The following is a 15,092-nucleotide window of genomic DNA, read 5'->3' on the forward strand; positions in this document are numbered from 1 at the left end:
CCCTCCCCAGGAGCCCCCGTTCTCTGAACATGTTCAAAGAACCTGTGAGGGGACTTTACCTCTCGGTAACGGCTCAGATCCAGGTGTCCAGCCACATCCGGCCACGCCACGAGTCCATGGGCAGGGTCTGGCCGGTGTAGACCGGCCAGAAATAGATGAAGTTCCAGATGATCAGGAGGACGAGGACGCCCGCGCCGATCGCGCCCACCGCGCGCCGCCGCTCCGAGGAGCCCGCCGGGCCCAGCAGGGCGCCCACCATCATCGCCACCGCCAGGCACAGGTACGGGACGAAGACCACCGCGTAGAAGTAGAAGATGGTCCGCTCCTGGTAGTTGAACCAGGGCAGCAGGCCGGCGCCCAGCGCGCAGGCGATCGCGCCCGCCCGCCAGTCCCGGCGGAAGAACCACCGCCACAGCACGTACAGCAGCGCGAAGCAGCCCGCCCACCACAGCAGCGGCGTACCGAGGGCCAGCACCTCTCGCGCGCACTTGCCGGCCTCGGACGCCGGGCAGCCGTCGGTGCCGGGCGCGGGGGACTCGTAGAAGTAGGAGACGGGCCGGCCCAGGACCAGCCAGCTCCACGGGTTCGACTCGTAGGTGTGGCCGGAGGTCAGGCCCACGTGGAACTTGTAGACCTCCGTCTCGTAGTGCCACAGGCTGCGCAGCCACTCGGGGAGGAAGGACAGGGCGCTGTTCTGGTCGTTCTTGGCGGCCCAGTCGCGGAAGTAGGCGCCCTTGCCGTTGTCCGGGCTGAGGATCCACCCCGTCCAGGAGGCCACGTACACGGCGATCGCCACCGGCACCGTCGACAGGAAGCCGGGCAGCGCGTCGCGGCGCAGCATCGCCGCGTACGGGGCGCCCGCGCCGGCGGTGCGGCGCGCGGCCGCGTCCCACAGGACGGTGAGGATCCCGAAGAAGGCCAGGACCACGAGGCCGTTCCACTTGGTGCCGAAGGCCAGGCCCAGGCAGACGCCGGCCAGCAGCCGGTACGGGCGCCAGCCCAGCCGCAGCGTCTCGGCGACCGTGACGTCGGGGCGGGCGCGGCCCTCCTCGTCGACGGGCAGGACGGCGGCGAGTCTGGCGCGCGCCTTGTCCCGGTCGACGACCAGTGCCCCGAACGCGGCCAGGACGAAGAACATCAGCACCAGGTCGAGCAGTGCGGTCCGGCTCATCACCAGGTGCAGTCCGTCGACCGCCAGCAGCGCGCCCGCCAGGCAGCCGAGGAAGGTGGAGCGCAGCAGCCGCCGGCCGATGCGGCACACCAGCAGCACGGACAGGGTGCCGAGCACCGCCGTCATGAACCGCCAGCCGAAGGGGGTGAAGCCGAACATCCACTCGCCGAGGCCGATCACCCATTTGCCGACGGGCGGGTGCACGACGTAGCCGGGGTCCAGGGGGAGCGGTACCGCGTCGGGATTCGCCAGGATCGACTTGTCGACATCCTTGGGCCAGCTGGCTTCGTAGCCCTGCTTGACGGTGGCCCACGCGTCCTTGGCGTAGTACGTCTCGTCGAATATCACCGCCTTGGGGCTGCCCAGGTGCGTGAACCGCAGCACCCCCGCCACCAGGGTGATCAGCAGCGGACCCGCCCAGGCCATCACCCGCTGCCAGGTCCGCCGGGCCGGCTCGGGGATCCCGAGCGCCGTCCACAGCTGCGCGGACGGCCGTGCGTACGGGGGCACGAGGCGGGTGCGGACGTCGGTCACCGGCGCGGCCGGCGCGTAGCCGAATCCGCGCAGGCGGCGCAGCCACACGGGCGGCTCGTAGTCGGAGTCGCCTCCGCCCGGCCGGACGGGCGGGGCCCCCGCGGGGCTGGGCGGCGGCGTCGCGGTACTGGTCACCGGATCATCGTAGGGAACGCCCCTGTGGAGCCCCAGCCCCCACGAGCCCCAATGAGAGGATGAGCCGGTGACAGCTGACCAGCCCCGCGGTGCCGAAGCCCCTTCCTCCCACGGCGTACTCGTCCTCGCCGGGACCCCCATCGGCGATCTCGCCGACGCCCCGCCCCGGCTCGCGGCCGAGCTGGAGCGCGCCGACGTGATCGCCGCCGAGGACACCCGGCGGCTGCGCCGGCTCACGCAGGGCCTCGGCGTGCACACCACCGGGCGCGTCCTGTCGTACTTCGAGGGCAACGAGTCCGCCCGCACCCCGGAGCTCGTCGAGGCCCTGGAGGCCGGCCGGCGGGTGCTGCTGGTGACCGACGCCGGGATGCCGTCGGTCTCCGACCCCGGCTACCGGCTCGTGGCCGCCGCCGTCGAGAAGGACATCAAGGTCACGGCCGTGCCCGGCCCGTCCGCCGTGCTCACCGCGCTCGCCCTGTCCGGGCTGCCCGTGGACCGCTTCTGCTTCGAGGGCTTCCTGCCGCGCAAGGCGGGCGAGCGCCTGGGCAAGCTCCGGGAGGTGGAGGGCGAGCGGCGCACCCTCGTCTACTTCGAGGCCCCGCACCGGCTGGACGACACCCTGGCGGCCATGGCCGAGGTGTTCGGCGCCGGCCGGCGGGCCGCCGTGTGCCGCGAGCTGACCAAGACGTACGAGGAGGTCAAGCGCGGCGGACTCGGCGACCTCGCGGCGTGGGCGGCCGAGGGCGTGCGCGGCGAGATCACCATCGTGGTCGAGGGTGCGCCCGCGGCCGCGCCCGGCGACGTGGACGACGAGGAGCTCGTGCGCCGCGTGCGCGTGCGCGAGGAGGCCGGCGAGCGCCGCAAGGAGGCCATCGCGGCCGTCGCGGCGGAGGCGGGAGTACCCAAGCGCGAGGTCTTCGACGCGGTGGTCGCGGCAAAGAATGCGACACAAAAGATGCCGTAAGACGGTAAAGGGATAACCTGAAAAGCAAAGCTCAGACCGCGCACCGGCCCCTTTGGGCATGACTCGGCCAAGGACCGTCCATTACTGGACAGGGCCTGATGCGCTCCCGCCCGAAGAGGCGTCCACTGGCAATGGCACCAGTGGAACAAGAGGAGCTGGCATGAGTGAGATCGCAGACACCCCGGTACCCGTCACGGCCGCGGGGCCGGCCCCTGTTCCCACCTCCGGCGTGCAGACCGTGCACGAGGCCTACTCGTTCGCGTGCATGAAGTGCGGCTACGGGTGGGAGCAGGCGTACGCGATAGAGCACCACGTCGACGGCAAGGGCGAGCCGTTCATCATGTACACGGTGAACGGCGAGCGGGTCCCCTCCCCGCTGTCGAACCCGACCTGTCTCAACTGCGGCGGACACGTCGTACGGATCATGCGCGCGGGCCAGGTCTCCACGGTGCTCGGCACGATCGACCGGCTCTACCACCACCGCATCGCCCCGGGGATCGCCGGACCGGTACCGGCCGGCGAGAACGCCCCGCGCCCGCCGAAGCAGCGCCGGGTCCCCTCGCACGACTCGCCCGGACCGGTGGCGGTGGACGCGTCCGAGCGGCGCCGCGGCCTGCTCTCCCGCCTGCGCGCGTTCTTCCGGCGGTCGTAGGCGCAGGCCCAGGCCCAGGCCCAGGCATGGCCGTCGTCGCAGGAGCGGTCGCAGGAGCGTTCGCGGGCGGCGGTCATAAGATCGGCTCATGAGCCCCAGCCCCTCCTCCCCGGCCGCCGCCGCCAAGGCCGCGTCGAAGGACGTCCCGCCCCCGCTGCCCGAGCCGCTCCGGGTGGCGGTGGCCGACTCGCACACCCACCTCGACATGCAGTCCGGCACCGTCGAGGAGGGCTTGGCGAAGGCCGCGTCCGTGGGCGTGACCACCGTGGTCCAGGTGGGCTGCGACGTGAAGGGCTCGCGCTGGGCCGCCGAGACCGCGGCCGCGTACGCCAACGTCCACGCCGCCGTCGCCCTCCACCCGAACGAGGCACCCCGCATCGTCCACGGGGACCCCGACGGCTGGTCCCGCCAGGGGGCGCGGCCCGGCGGCGGCCAGGGCGCGCTCGACGACGCGCTCGCCGAGATCGAGGCGCTGGCCGCGCTGGACCACGTCAAGGCGGTCGGCGAGACCGGCCTCGACCACTTCCGCACCGGCCCCGAGGGGATGGCCGCGCAGGAGCGTTCCTTCCGGGCCCACATCGAGATCGCCAAGCGGCAGGGCAAGGCCCTCGTCATCCACGACCGCGACGCCCACGCCGACGTCCTGCGCGTGCTGCGCGAGGAGGGCGCCCCCGAGCGCACGGTCTTCCACTGCTACTCCGGCGACGCCGAGATGGCCCGCGAGTGCGCCGCCGCCGGCTACTACATGTCCTTCGCCGGGACCGTCACCTTCAAGAACGCCGCGCCGCTGCGCGAGGCACTCGCGGTGGCCCCGCTGGAACTGGTGCTGGTGGAGACCGACGCCCCGTACCTCACCCCGGCGCCCTACCGCGGACGGCCGAACGCCCCGTACCTCATTCCGCTGACGGTCCGGGCCATGGCCGCGGTGCGCGGCATCGACGAGGACGCCATGGCCACCGCCCTCGCCACCAACACGGCCCGCGCCTTCGACTACTGATCCGCCGTCGGCCCCGCTCCACCGCGTCCTTCGCGCAGCCGTTCGCCCGACACGCTGGGTAGTCGAACGGCTTTGGTGCGTGACGCCCCCTGCCGCTAGGGTGCCGTGCCCGAGCAGCCGGGGGCCGGACCAGTGGAGCGAGCGACGTGAGCGAAACGCAGGGCAGTCACCGCCGTGCCTCCTGGCCGGACACCGCCCCCGGCCACCCCGGCCCGTACGAGGCGACGGCGTACGAGGCGGCGTACGAGGCGGCCGCGTACGAGGACCCGCACGACGGCCCGTACGAGGACCCGTACGGCGCCCCCGCCCCCGCCCCCGAGCCGCAGGTCCCCGCCCCCCGCGGCGAGGGCCGCCGGGCCGCCCGCCGCCGCGCGGCCGCCCCCGCCGGCGGCCGCCGCCGCGGCGGCACCACCACCGCGGAACCCCCGCCCCCGCCACCCCCGCCGGCCCCCGGCGCCGACCCCGCCCCCGGCCGGCCGCCCGGCACCGCCACCGCCGCCGGGTCCGGCCGGCGCAGGCGCTCCGTCCCCGCCCCGGCCCCGGCAGGCCGGGCCGCCGCGCCCGCCCGGGACAGCTGGCGGCGCATCGTCCCGCAGGCCCTCGTCGTCGCCTTCCTGGCCGGAGGCACCACCGCCTTCGTCGCCGCCGACAAGGCCGTCCGGCTCACCGTCGACGGAGTGCCCCGCACCCTCCACACCTTCGCCGGCAGCGTCGACGAACTCCTCCAAGCCGAAGGCCTCGGCGTCGGCCCCCACGACCTCGTCGCCCCCGCCCCCGGCTCCGACCTCGACGACGGGCAGCAGATCGTCGTCCGCTACGGCCGCCCCCTGCGCCTCACCCTCGACGGCACCACCCGCCAGGTGTGGACCACGGCCCGCACCGTCGACGGCGCCCTGCGCCAGCTCGGCGTCCGCGTCGAGGGCGCCTTCCTCTCCACCCCCCGCACCGCCACCGTCCCCCGCTCCGGCCTCACCCTGGGCGTGCGCACCGAACGCGGCGTCACCTTCATGGCGGACGGCCGCGAACGCACCATCCGCACCAACGCCGCCACCGTCAAGGAAGCCCTCGACCAGGCCGGCATCACCCTCCAGGGCCAGGACACCACCTCCGTCCCCCCGGACTCCTTCCCCCGCGACGGCCAGACCGTCACTGTGCTGCGCATCACCGGCACCCGCGAGGTCCGCGAGGAACGCATCCCGTACGAGACCGAACGCGTCGAGGACTCCGGGCTCTTCGCCGGCACCGAGGTCGTCGAGCGCGTCGGCCGCCCCGGGGCGCGCCGGGTCACGTACGCCCTGCGCACCGTCAACGGGGTCCGCCAGCAGCCCCGGAAGATCGCCGAGGAGGTCGTCCGGGAGCCCGTCAGCCAGCGCGTCCTGGTCGGCACGAAGCCGCTGCCCACCTCCGTCGCCGGCGCCGACGGCCTCGACTGGGCCGCGCTCGCCCGGTGCGAGTCCGGCGGCCGCCCCTCCGCCACCGACCCGTCCGGCACCTACGGCGGCCTCTACCAGTTCGACGTGAACACCTGGCAGGCCCTCGGCGGCAGCGGCCGCCCGCAGGACGCGCCCGCCTCGGAGCAGACGTACCGGGCGAAGAAGCTCTACGTGCAGCGGGGGGCGAGTCCGTGGCCGCACTGCGGCCGTAGGCTTGAGCGGTGAGCACCGCAGAGCAGCAGCCCCACGAGACCCCCGAGGTCCCTTCCGACGCCCTCCTCGGGCCGGCCGACATCCGAGAGCTGGCCGCCGTCCTCGGCGTCCGCCCGACGAAGCAGAAGGGCCAGAACTTCGTCATCGACGCCAACACGGTGCGCCGGATCGTGCGCACCGCCGAGGTGCGTCCGGACGACGTGGTCGTGGAGGTCGGACCGGGCCTCGGCTCGCTGACGCTCGCCCTGCTGGAGGCCGCCGACCGGGTGACCGCCGTCGAGATCGACGACCTCCTCGCCGCCGCGCTGCCCGCCACCATCGAGGCGCGGATGCCGCACAAGAAGGACCGCTTCGCGCTGGTCCACTCCGACGCGATGCTCGTCACCGAGCTGCCCGGCCCGGCGCCGACCGCGCTCGTCGCGAACCTCCCCTACAACGTGGCCGTGCCGGTCCTGCTCACGATGCTCGACCGCTTCCCGAGCATCGAGCGGACCCTCGTCATGGTGCAGTCCGAGGTCGCGGACCGGCTCGCCGCCCGCCCCGGCAACAAGGTGTACGGGGTGCCCTCGGTCAAGGCCGCCTGGTACGCGGACGTCAAGCGCGCCGGGGCCATCGGCCGCAACGTCTTCTGGCCCGCGCCGAACGTCGACTCCGGACTCGTCTCCCTCGTGCGCCGCTCCGAGCCGGTGAAGACCACCGCCTCCAAGGCCGAGGTCTTCGCGGTCGTCGACGCCGCGTTCGCGCAGCGCCGCAAGGGCCTGCGCGCCGCGCTCGCCGGCTGGGCCGGTTCGGCCGCCGCCGCCGAGCAGGCGCTGACCGCCGCGGGCATCTCCCCGCTGGCGCGCGGCGAGTCCCTGACGGTCGAGGAGTTCGCGGCGATCGCCGAGCACAAGCCCGTCGCCCCGAGGCCCGCGCTGTGAGCGCGGGCGTGACGGTACGCGTCCCCGCGAAGGTCAACGTCCAGCTGGCGGTGGGCGCCGCCCGCCCCGACGGCTTCCACGACCTCGCCAACGTCTTCCTGGCCGTCTCCCTGTTCGACGAGGTCACCGCGACCCCGGCCGACGCGCTGACGGTGAGCTGCGAGGGCCCCGACTCCGACCAGGTGCCGCTCGACCGCGGCAACCTCGCGGCCCGCGCCGCCGAGCTGCTCGCGGCCCGGGCCGGCATCGAGCCGGCCGTCCACCTCCACATCGCCAAGAACATCCCCGTGGCCGGCGGCATGGCGGGCGGCAGTGCCGACGGGGCGGGCGCCCTGCTGGCGTGCGACCTGCTGTGGAAGCTGGACACCCCGCGCGAGGAGCTCCTGGCCATCTGCGCGGAGCTGGGCAGCGACGTCCCCTTCAGCCTGGTGGGCGGTGCCGCGCTCGGCACCGGCCGCGGCGAGCTGCTGACCCCGGTGGACGCCGGACGGTTCCACTGGGTGTTCGCGGTCGCCGAGGGCGGCCTGTCCACCCCGGCCGTGTTCCGCGAGTTCGACCGGCTGACCGCCGGTACGGACGTGCCCGCGCCCGAGGCCTCCCCGGCGCTGCTCGCGGCCCTCGCCTCCGGTGACGCCGACGCGCTGGCCGCCGTACTGCCCGGGTCGAACGGCCTCCAGGCCGCCGCGCTGTCGCTGCGCCCGGGGCTGGCGGACACCCTCGCGGCGGGCGCCGGCGCGGGGGCGCTGGCCGGGCTGGTGTCCGGGTCGGGGCCGACGACGGCCTTCCTGGTCCGGGACGCGGAGTCCGCCGCGAAGGTCGCCGCCGCGCTGGAGGCCTCCGGCACCTGCCGCGCCACCCGGGTCACCTCCTCCCCGGCAGCGGGGGCCACGCCCGTCTCCTGAGGCCCGGGCGCCTTCCGAGGCGCGGCCGTCTTCGGAGGCCCTGCTGTCTCCTGAGGCCACGCCCGTCTCCTGAGGCCCGGGCGCCTTCCGAGGCGCGGCCGTCTCCGGAGGCCCTGCTGTCTCCTGAGGCCCTGCCGTCTTCTGAGGCCCCGCCGTCTCCTGCGCTGCGGCCGTCTCCTGCGCCGCGGGCGTCTCCCGGGCCGCGGGCGGCGGCCCGGCGTGGGAAGGGCTCCGGCCCGGCCCGTGCGCCGGCTACCTAGGCGCGGGATGAGTACCCGCGCCCTGTCGCCGCACCGGGCGCGCCCGCGACCGTAGTGGGCATGACAGTCAGCGCACGCGCCATGGCCGCCGCCACCCCTGCCTCCCGCGACCGGTACGTGGACCTGCTCCGGGTGGCCTCGCTCGCCACCGTCGTGTGCGGGCACTGGCTGATGGCCGCCGTCAGCACCGACGGCATAGGGAACCTGCTCGCGCTGGTGCCCCCGCTCCAGGTGCTGACCTGGGGGCTCCAGGTCATGCCGGTGTTCTTCTTCGTCGGAGGGTTCTCGCACGCCCTGTCGTACCGCTCGCTGGAACGCCGCGCCGGGGGCCGGCCCGTCTACGCGGCCTTCCTGCGCGCCCGCCTCCAGCGGCTGCTGCGGCCCACCCTGGTCTTCGTCCTCGTCTGGGCGGCGCTCGCGCTGCTCGTGCAGCTCGCCGGGGCGGACGGCGGCCGGCTGGCCGGTGCCGCGCTGCGGATGGTCACGCAGCCGCTCTGGTTCATCGGGATCTACCTGGCGATGGTCGCCCTCACCCCGCCGCTGCTGCGGCTGCACGCCCGCTGGGGCTGGGGCGCCTTCGCCGCCCTGGCCGGCGCCGCGGCCCTGGTCGACGTACTGCGCTTCGCGCTCGGCGTGCCCTACGCGGAGTTCCTGAACTTCGCCTTCGTCTGGCTCGCCGTGCACCAGCTCGGCTTCCTGCGCGCCGACGGCCGCATCACCCGTCCCGCGCTCCTCGGCGCCGCCGGGCTCGCCGGAGCCGTACTGCTGGTGGCGGCCGGACCGTACCCGCTGTCCATGGTCGGGATGCCGGGGGAGAAGGTCTCCAACATGGCCCCGCCCACCCTCGCCCTGCTCTGCCACGGCATGTGGCTGGTCGGCGCCGTCCAGCTGCTCGCCCGGCCGGCGACGGCCTGGCTGGCCCGGCCGCGGGTGTGGCGCGGGGTCGTCGCCGCCAACGGCGTCGCCATGACCGCCTTCCTGTGGCACCTCACCGCCATGCTCGCCGTGTACGCCGCCCAGCTCGCCGCCGGCCTGGCGCTGCCCGAACCGGCCACCGCCGCCTGGTGGGCGCAGGTACCGCCGCGGATCCTGCTCGCCGCCGCCCTCACCGCCGCGCTCGTGGCCTGCTTCCGCCGCTTCGAGGCGCCCCGGCGGGGGCCCGCCGCCCCGGCCCCGGCCGCGGCGGGAGCCCCGGGCAGCGGACCCGCCGCCGCACTGGGCACCACCCTGTGCCTGCTGGGGATCCTCGGCCTGTCCACGACCGGCCTCGGCGGGCTCCTGGAGGGCCACACCGCCGTCCTGATCGCCTTCCCGGTGACCGCTCCCGCCGCCATCGGCATGGCAGTGGGGGGCGCCTGGCTGGTGGAACGTTCCGCGTCGGCGCGGAGGGTTAGGCTGAGGGGCTGATCCACACCCTTTCCCTGGAGCGCGTCTGATGGCCGTCAATCTGGTCAATGTCGAGGCAGTCAGCAAGGTGTACGGCACCCGTACCCTGCTCGACGGCATCTCCCTCGGCGTGTCCGAGGGAGACCGGATCGGCGTCGTCGGCCGCAACGGCGACGGCAAGACCACCCTGATCCGGATGCTCGCCAAGCTGGAGGAGCCCGACTCCGGGCGCGTCACCCAGAACGGCGGCCTGCGGATGGGCGTGCTCACCCAGCACGACTCCCTCGACCCGGCCGCGACCATCCGGCACGAGATCATCGGCGACATGGCCGACCACGAGTGGGCCGGCAACGCCAAGATCCGCGACGTCCTCACCGGTCTCTTCGGCGGCCTGGACCTGCCCGGCTTCGGCCAGGGCCTGGACACCGTCATCGGCCCGCTGTCCGGCGGCGAGCGCCGCCGCATCGCCCTCGCCAAGCTGCTCATCGCCGACCAGGACCTCCTCGTCCTCGACGAGCCGACGAACCACCTCGACGTCGAGGGCATCTCCTGGCTGGCGAGCCACCTCCAGACCCGCCGCTCCGCCCTCGTCTGCGTGACCCACGACCGCTGGTTCCTCGACCAGGTCTGCACCCGCATGTGGGACGTGCAGCGCGGTGACGTCTTCGAGTACGAGGGCGGCTACAGCGACTACGTCTTCGCCCGCGCCGAGCGCGAGCGGATCGCCGCCACCGAAGAGGTCAAGCGGCAGAACCTGATGCGCAAGGAGCTGGCCTGGCTGCGCCGCGGCGCCCCCGCCCGGACCTCCAAGCCCCGCTACCGCATCGAGGCCGCCAACGAGCTGATCGCCGACGTGCCGGAGCCGCGCGACAAGTCGGAGCTGATGCGCTTCGCCAACGCCCGCCTCGGCAAGACCGTCTTCGACCTGGAGAACGTCACCGTCCAGGCCGGGCCCAAGACCCTGCTCAAGCACCTCACCTGGCACCTGGGCCCCGGCGACCGCGTCGGCCTCGTCGGCGTCAACGGCGCCGGCAAGACCTCCCTGCTGCGGGCCCTCGCCGAGGCCGCCCGCACCCAGGGCGAGGCGCAGCCCGCCGAGGGCTCCGTCACCGTCGGCAAGACCGTCCGCCTGGCCTACCTCTCCCAGGAGGTCGGCGAGCTCGACCCGTCGCTGCGCGTCCTGGAGGCCGTCCAGCGCGTCCGCGACCGCGTCGACCTCGGCAAGGGCCGCGAGATGACGGCGGGCCAGCTGTGCGAGCAGTTCGGGTTCACCAAGGAGAAGCAGTGGACGCCGGTCGGCGACCTCTCCGGCGGTGAGCGGCGCCGGCTGCAGATCCTGCGCCTGCTGATGGACGAGCCCAACGTCCTCTTCCTCGACGAGCCCACCAACGACCTCGACATCGAGACCCTCACCCAGCTGGAGGACCTCCTCGACGGCTGGCCCGGCTCCATGATCGTGATCTCCCACGACCGGTTCTTCATCGAGCGCACCACCGACACGGTGATGGCGCTGCTCGGCGACGCGAGCCTGCGGATGCTGCCGCGCGGCCTGGACGAGTACCTGGAGCGCCGGCAGCGGATGATCGAGGCCGCCGCCCCGGCGCCGGCCCCGGCCGCCGCCGCCAAGTCGACGTCCTCGGGCGACTCGCGGGCCGCGAAGAAGGAGCTCCAGAAGATCGAGCGGCAGCTCAACAAGATGTCGGACCGCGAGACGAACCTGCACGCGCAGATCGCCGAGCACTCCACCGACTACGACAAGGTCGCCAAGCTCGACGCGGAGCTGCGGGAACTGATCTCCGAGCGCGACGACTTGGAGATGCGCTGGCTGGAACTGGCCGAAGAGGCCTGAGTCCAGGGGGCCCGAGAGGGCCCCGGAATGCGCCGGCCGGGCGATAACGGCCGTGTCACGGGCCGGTCCTCCCTTGGGAACAGGGGTGCGACCGGCCCGGTGCGTACCGGCCACGAGTGATACAAAGGGTCGGTTCTTTTCGATCTCCCGGACCGCCCCACACCGCCCGAACCCGAAGGTATGCGCTGATGACCGAGCCGCCCCAGCCGCCGAACCAGCCGCCGTCCCCTTCCGGTTACGGGCACCTGCCCGGACCGCCGCAGCAGGGCTACGGCTACCCGCCGCAGGGCTCCAACCCGTACGCGCAGCAGCCGCCGACGGTGCCGCAGCACGCCGTCCCGCAGGGCGGGTACGCCTACCCGCCGGCCGGGCCGGGCACGCTGGTGGGCCCGCCGGCGCCCGGCGGACGGGGCGGGCGGCGCAAGGGCGCCGTCGTCGTCGCGGCGGCCGTCGCGGGTGTCCTCGTACTGGGCACCGGCGCCTGGTTCGCCTTCCTGAAGGACGACGGGTCCAAGAAGCCCGCCGCGCAGGGTTCGGCGCCCGCCGACCCCAAGCCGTCCGGCTCCCCGTCCGTGGACAAGGGCGACGGCAGCGGCAACGGCATGGGCGAGCAGACCGACCTCAACGCGGGCCGCAAGCCCGGCGAGGACAAGGTGCTGTGGCTCAAGACGGCCAAACTGCTGGCCGAAGGCGACACGGGCATCCCCTCCCCGGCGATGTGGGTGGTCGGCGACTCCGTCGTCAAGACCGTCGGCAAGTCCGTCATCGCCTACGCCGTCACCGACGGCAAGGAGAAGTGGAAGGTCGACTTCAAGACGGAGATCTGCGGCTGGTCCGACCAGACCACCGCCGACGGCAAGACCGTGCTCGCCGTCAAGGACGGCGAGGGCTCCAACGCCACCTGCAACCAGATGAAGCTCTTCGACCTGAAGGCCGGCAAGGAGGGATGGACCAAGGAGCTCGCCAAGGAGAACCTCTTCGACGGCGGCAGCACCGTCTCCATGGCCGTCACCGGCGACGTCTTCGTCGTCAACCGGATGGCCACCGCCACCGTCCACAAGCTCGCCACCGGCGACAAGCTCTTCTCCGGCGCCGCCCCCGAGGGCTGCCAGGCCGGCCAGTACGCCGCCGGCAACGGCAAGCTCCTCGGCATCGCCCTGTGCATGGACGAGGACAAGACCGTCGAGATCCAGGACGCCGACCCGGTCACCGGCAAGAAGACCTGGGCCTACCGGCTCCCCAAGGGCTTCCGCGTCAGGAGCGTGCTGTCCGTCTCGCCGATCGTCCTCGACATCAGCAACAAGGACCTCAACAACGCGGACACCAGCAAGCGGGCCATCATCTCCCTGACGCCCGACGGCAAGAAGCGCGCCAGCATGTCCGCCGAGGGTTCCTTCGAGACCAACTGCAACGCCGACCGGTCCGACAACATCCAGGGCTGCGGCAACACCGTCGTCGACGGCGACACCCTCTACCTGCCCACGACCACGACCCAGGGCACCGACAACGAGGTCGTCGCCTTCGACCTGGCCACCGGCAAGGCCAAGTGGCGCCAGAAGGCCGGCGGCAAGAGCAACTGGTACCCGGTCAAGGCGGGCGGCGGCCAGCTCATCGCCTACCGCGCCGGCGCCCTGCGCGAACCCGGCGAGATCGTCTCCATGGCGGCCGCGGGCGGCGCGCCCAAGACGCTGCTGCGCATGCCGTCGGGCCCCTCCGCGAACGTCGAGAGCTCCATGGTGACCTTCCAGGTGCGGGCCTTCGAGGACGGCCGGTACTTCACCTCCCGCACCAGGCTGACCGGCAACAACGCGGAGGAGCGGGTCCTGATGGTCTTCGGCAAGTGAACGAGCCCACCGAGCGTCCCACCGAGAGGCAGTAGCAAGCGATGAGTACCCCGCCGCCCCCCAGCCAGCCGCCCTCGGGCGGGTTCGGCGGTCCCACGCCGCCGCCCGGCCCCCCGCAGCCCCCGGCCCAGCCGCCCACCGTCCCGTCCCCGCAGGCCGGATACGGCTACCCGCAGCCCCAGGCGCAGCCCGGCTACGGCTACCCGCAGCAGCCGAGCACGGTCCAGGCGCCCGCGCAGGCCCCGTACGCCGCCCCCGCGGGCGGCGGCGGCAACGACAAGCGCAACCAGCTGGCGATCGTCGGCGCGGCCGTCCTGGCCATGGCGCTGATCATCGGCGGCGGCTTCTGGTACGTCTCCGGCGACGACGGCGGCTCCGGGCAGCCCACCGCGAGCGGCGCGAGCGGCTCCCCCGACGGCGACAAGGCCCCCGCCGGCACCCCCGGCAGCGAGAAGGTCCCGTCCAACCCCAAGTCGAAGTCGCTCGTCAACGTCCCCAGCCCGGCCCCGGCCGACGTGGTCTCCGTCGACGGCTCCTGGCTGACCGACAACACCTACGTCAAGTCCGACGTGGCGAAGGTCGTCGGCTACAACCTCGTCGACGGCGGCAAGAAGTGGGAGCTGCCGCTCCCCGCCAACGTCTGCGGCGCCACCAAGCACATCAGCGACAACAAGACCGCCATCCTCTTCGAGGAGGGCATGGCGACCAACGAGAAGAAGTACCCCCAGTGCACCCAGGTCGGCGTCATCGACCTGAACACCGGAAAGCTCCTCTGGTCCGCCAACGCCAAGTCCGCCACCGGCGGCGACAAGCCGGTCGCCTTCAACGAGGTCACCATCAGCGGCCAGACCGTCGCCGCGGGCGGCCTCTACGGCGGCGCCGCCTGGAACCTCACCGACGGCAAGTCCCTGTGGACCCCCAAGACCGACGGCGAGGGCTGCTACGACATGGGCTACGCCGGCGGCGAGGCCCTCGCCGTCCTGCGCAAGTGCGGCCGCGGCTCCAGCCCGACCCTCTACGCGCAGGCCCTCGACCCGGCCACCGGCGCGCCGAAGTACCAGTACAAGCTGTCCGCGGGCATCGAGTGGGCCGGCATCATCTCCGCCAAGCCGCTCATCATCGCCGCCAACGTCGGCAACACCGCCAAGAACGCCACCAACGTCAGCGACCTGTTCGTCCTCGACGACGCGGGCCAGCTCAAGACGCGCATCGGCCTCGCCGGCGGCAGCTACGCCCCCAAGTGCCCGGCCACCGAGGTCGAGCAGTGCACGAAGATGGTCGTCGGCAACGGCAAGGTCTACCTGCCGACGTACGAGCACCAGGGCTCGGCCTCCGTCGGCCGCACCAACGAGATCGTCTCCTTCGACCTGGAGACCGGCAAGGCCACCAGTGACCGCGCCGACGCGGGCGAGAAGTACACCATGTACCCGCTGCGCATGGACGGGTCGAACATCATCGCCTACAAGGTGCCCCCGTACGACGGCGGCGGCCAGATCGTCAGCATCGACGGCAAGACGATGAAGGAAACCCTGCTGATGCAGAACCCGGTGGACAAGGCCAGCCAGCGCCTGGAGACCGCGTTCTCGATGGACCACTCGGAGTTCCGCTACCACAACGGGCGCCTGTTCATCTCCCGCACCACGGTGCGCAAGCCGTACTCGGAGAAGTCCGACCCCGAGTTCCTCTTCGTCTCCTTCACGGCGAGCTGACGCCCGCTTTTCCCCGACGCCGAGAGCCCCCGGACGGTCCCCACCGATCGGGGGCTTTCGCGCGGTAACCGGCACGCCCCGTCGAACAAGCGTGTAGCTTGCCGGGTCAGAAGGATCTGGGGT

Annotated in this window: 11 protein-coding genes; 10 read left to right on the top strand and 1 reads right to left on the bottom strand. The window is 73.3% G+C overall.

Features of this window, described 5'->3' with window-relative positions; translation table 11 throughout:
* Positions 1 to 73 precede the first annotated feature (73 nt).
* Positions 74 to 1,840, bottom strand: coding sequence for a dolichyl-phosphate-mannose--protein mannosyltransferase (locus OG553_RS20140; protein ID WP_405980323.1), 1,767 nt, complete (start codon positions 1,838 to 1,840; stop codon positions 74 to 76).
* A 67-nt stretch (positions 1,841 to 1,907) separates the two neighbouring features.
* On the opposite strand from OG553_RS20140, the gene rsmI reads away from it, so the two are divergent.
* The 10 genes from rsmI to OG553_RS20190 all read left to right on the top strand — a co-directional run bounded on the left by rsmI (position 1,908) and on the right by OG553_RS20190 (position 14,969).
* Positions 1,908 to 2,804 (top strand): 16S rRNA (cytidine(1402)-2'-O)-methyltransferase, encoded by an 897-nt coding sequence (gene rsmI, locus OG553_RS20145; protein ID WP_405980324.1) that lies wholly within the window; start codon positions 1,908 to 1,910, stop codon positions 2,802 to 2,804.
* Between the two features lie 160 nt (positions 2,805 to 2,964).
* Entirely contained in the window at positions 2,965 to 3,456 is a 492-nt protein-coding gene (locus OG553_RS20150; RefSeq protein WP_405980325.1) for a hypothetical protein, read from the top strand.
* A gap of 88 nt (positions 3,457 to 3,544) precedes the next feature.
* The gene (locus OG553_RS20155) at positions 3,545 to 4,453 is read left to right on the top strand and encodes a TatD family hydrolase (RefSeq protein WP_405980326.1); all 909 of its coding nucleotides are present in this window, start codon (positions 3,545 to 3,547) and stop codon (positions 4,451 to 4,453) included.
* Positions 4,454 to 4,599: 146 nt separating this feature from the next.
* Entirely contained in the window at positions 4,600 to 6,111 is a 1,512-nt protein-coding gene (locus OG553_RS20160; protein ID WP_405980327.1) for a ubiquitin-like domain-containing protein, read from the top strand.
* Positions 6,108 to 7,019, top strand: coding sequence for a 16S rRNA (adenine(1518)-N(6)/adenine(1519)-N(6))-dimethyltransferase RsmA (rsmA, locus tag OG553_RS20165; protein WP_405980328.1), 912 nt, complete (start codon positions 6,108 to 6,110; stop codon positions 7,017 to 7,019). Before OG553_RS20160 ends, rsmA begins: the two co-directional genes overlap by 4 nt.
* Positions 7,016 to 7,921 (top strand): 4-(cytidine 5'-diphospho)-2-C-methyl-D-erythritol kinase, encoded by a 906-nt coding sequence (locus OG553_RS20170; RefSeq protein ID WP_405980329.1) that lies wholly within the window; start codon positions 7,016 to 7,018, stop codon positions 7,919 to 7,921. The genes rsmA and OG553_RS20170 overlap by 4 nt, the downstream gene beginning before the upstream one ends.
* A gap of 320 nt (positions 7,922 to 8,241) precedes the next feature.
* Entirely contained in the window at positions 8,242 to 9,588 is a 1,347-nt protein-coding gene (locus OG553_RS20175) for an acyltransferase family protein (RefSeq protein WP_405980330.1), read from the top strand.
* A 28-nt stretch (positions 9,589 to 9,616) separates the two neighbouring features.
* Entirely contained in the window at positions 9,617 to 11,416 is a 1,800-nt protein-coding gene (locus OG553_RS20180; RefSeq protein WP_405980331.1) for an ABC-F family ATP-binding cassette domain-containing protein, read from the top strand.
* Positions 11,417 to 11,604: 188 nt separating this feature from the next.
* Positions 11,605 to 13,260: a PQQ-binding-like beta-propeller repeat protein gene (locus tag OG553_RS20185; RefSeq protein ID WP_405980332.1), complete on the top strand. Its 1,656-nt coding sequence runs from the start codon at positions 11,605 to 11,607 to the stop codon at positions 13,258 to 13,260.
* 41 nt (positions 13,261 to 13,301) lie between these two features.
* A complete protein-coding gene (locus OG553_RS20190; RefSeq protein ID WP_405980333.1) occupies positions 13,302 to 14,969 on the top strand; it encodes a PQQ-binding-like beta-propeller repeat protein in 1,668 nt (555 codons plus the stop codon).
* The last annotated feature ends 123 nt before the right edge of the window (positions 14,970 to 15,092 follow it).

This window comes from Streptomyces sp. NBC_00158 (genome assembly GCF_045160885.1).
In the GTDB taxonomy this organism is placed as follows: Bacteria; Actinomycetota; Actinomycetes; order Streptomycetales; family Streptomycetaceae; genus Streptomyces.

What these genes read in the sequence shown, in the direction of transcription:
- OG553_RS20150 (WP_405980325.1), top strand. Translation starts at nt 2,965, where the DNA reads ATGAGTGAGATCGCAGACACCCCGGTACCCGTCACGGCCGCGGGGCCG.
- OG553_RS20155 (WP_405980326.1), top strand. Translation starts at nt 3,545, where the DNA reads ATGAGCCCCAGCCCCTCCTCCCCGGCCGCCGCCGCCAAGGCCGCGTCG.
- OG553_RS20175 (WP_405980330.1), top strand. Translation starts at nt 8,242, where the DNA reads ATGACAGTCAGCGCACGCGCCATGGCCGCCGCCACCCCTGCCTCCCGC.
- OG553_RS20180 (WP_405980331.1), top strand. Translation starts at nt 9,617, where the DNA reads ATGGCCGTCAATCTGGTCAATGTCGAGGCAGTCAGCAAGGTGTACGGC.
- OG553_RS20185 (WP_405980332.1), top strand. Translation starts at nt 11,605, where the DNA reads ATGACCGAGCCGCCCCAGCCGCCGAACCAGCCGCCGTCCCCTTCCGGT.
- OG553_RS20190 (WP_405980333.1), top strand. Translation starts at nt 13,302, where the DNA reads ATGAGTACCCCGCCGCCCCCCAGCCAGCCGCCCTCGGGCGGGTTCGGC.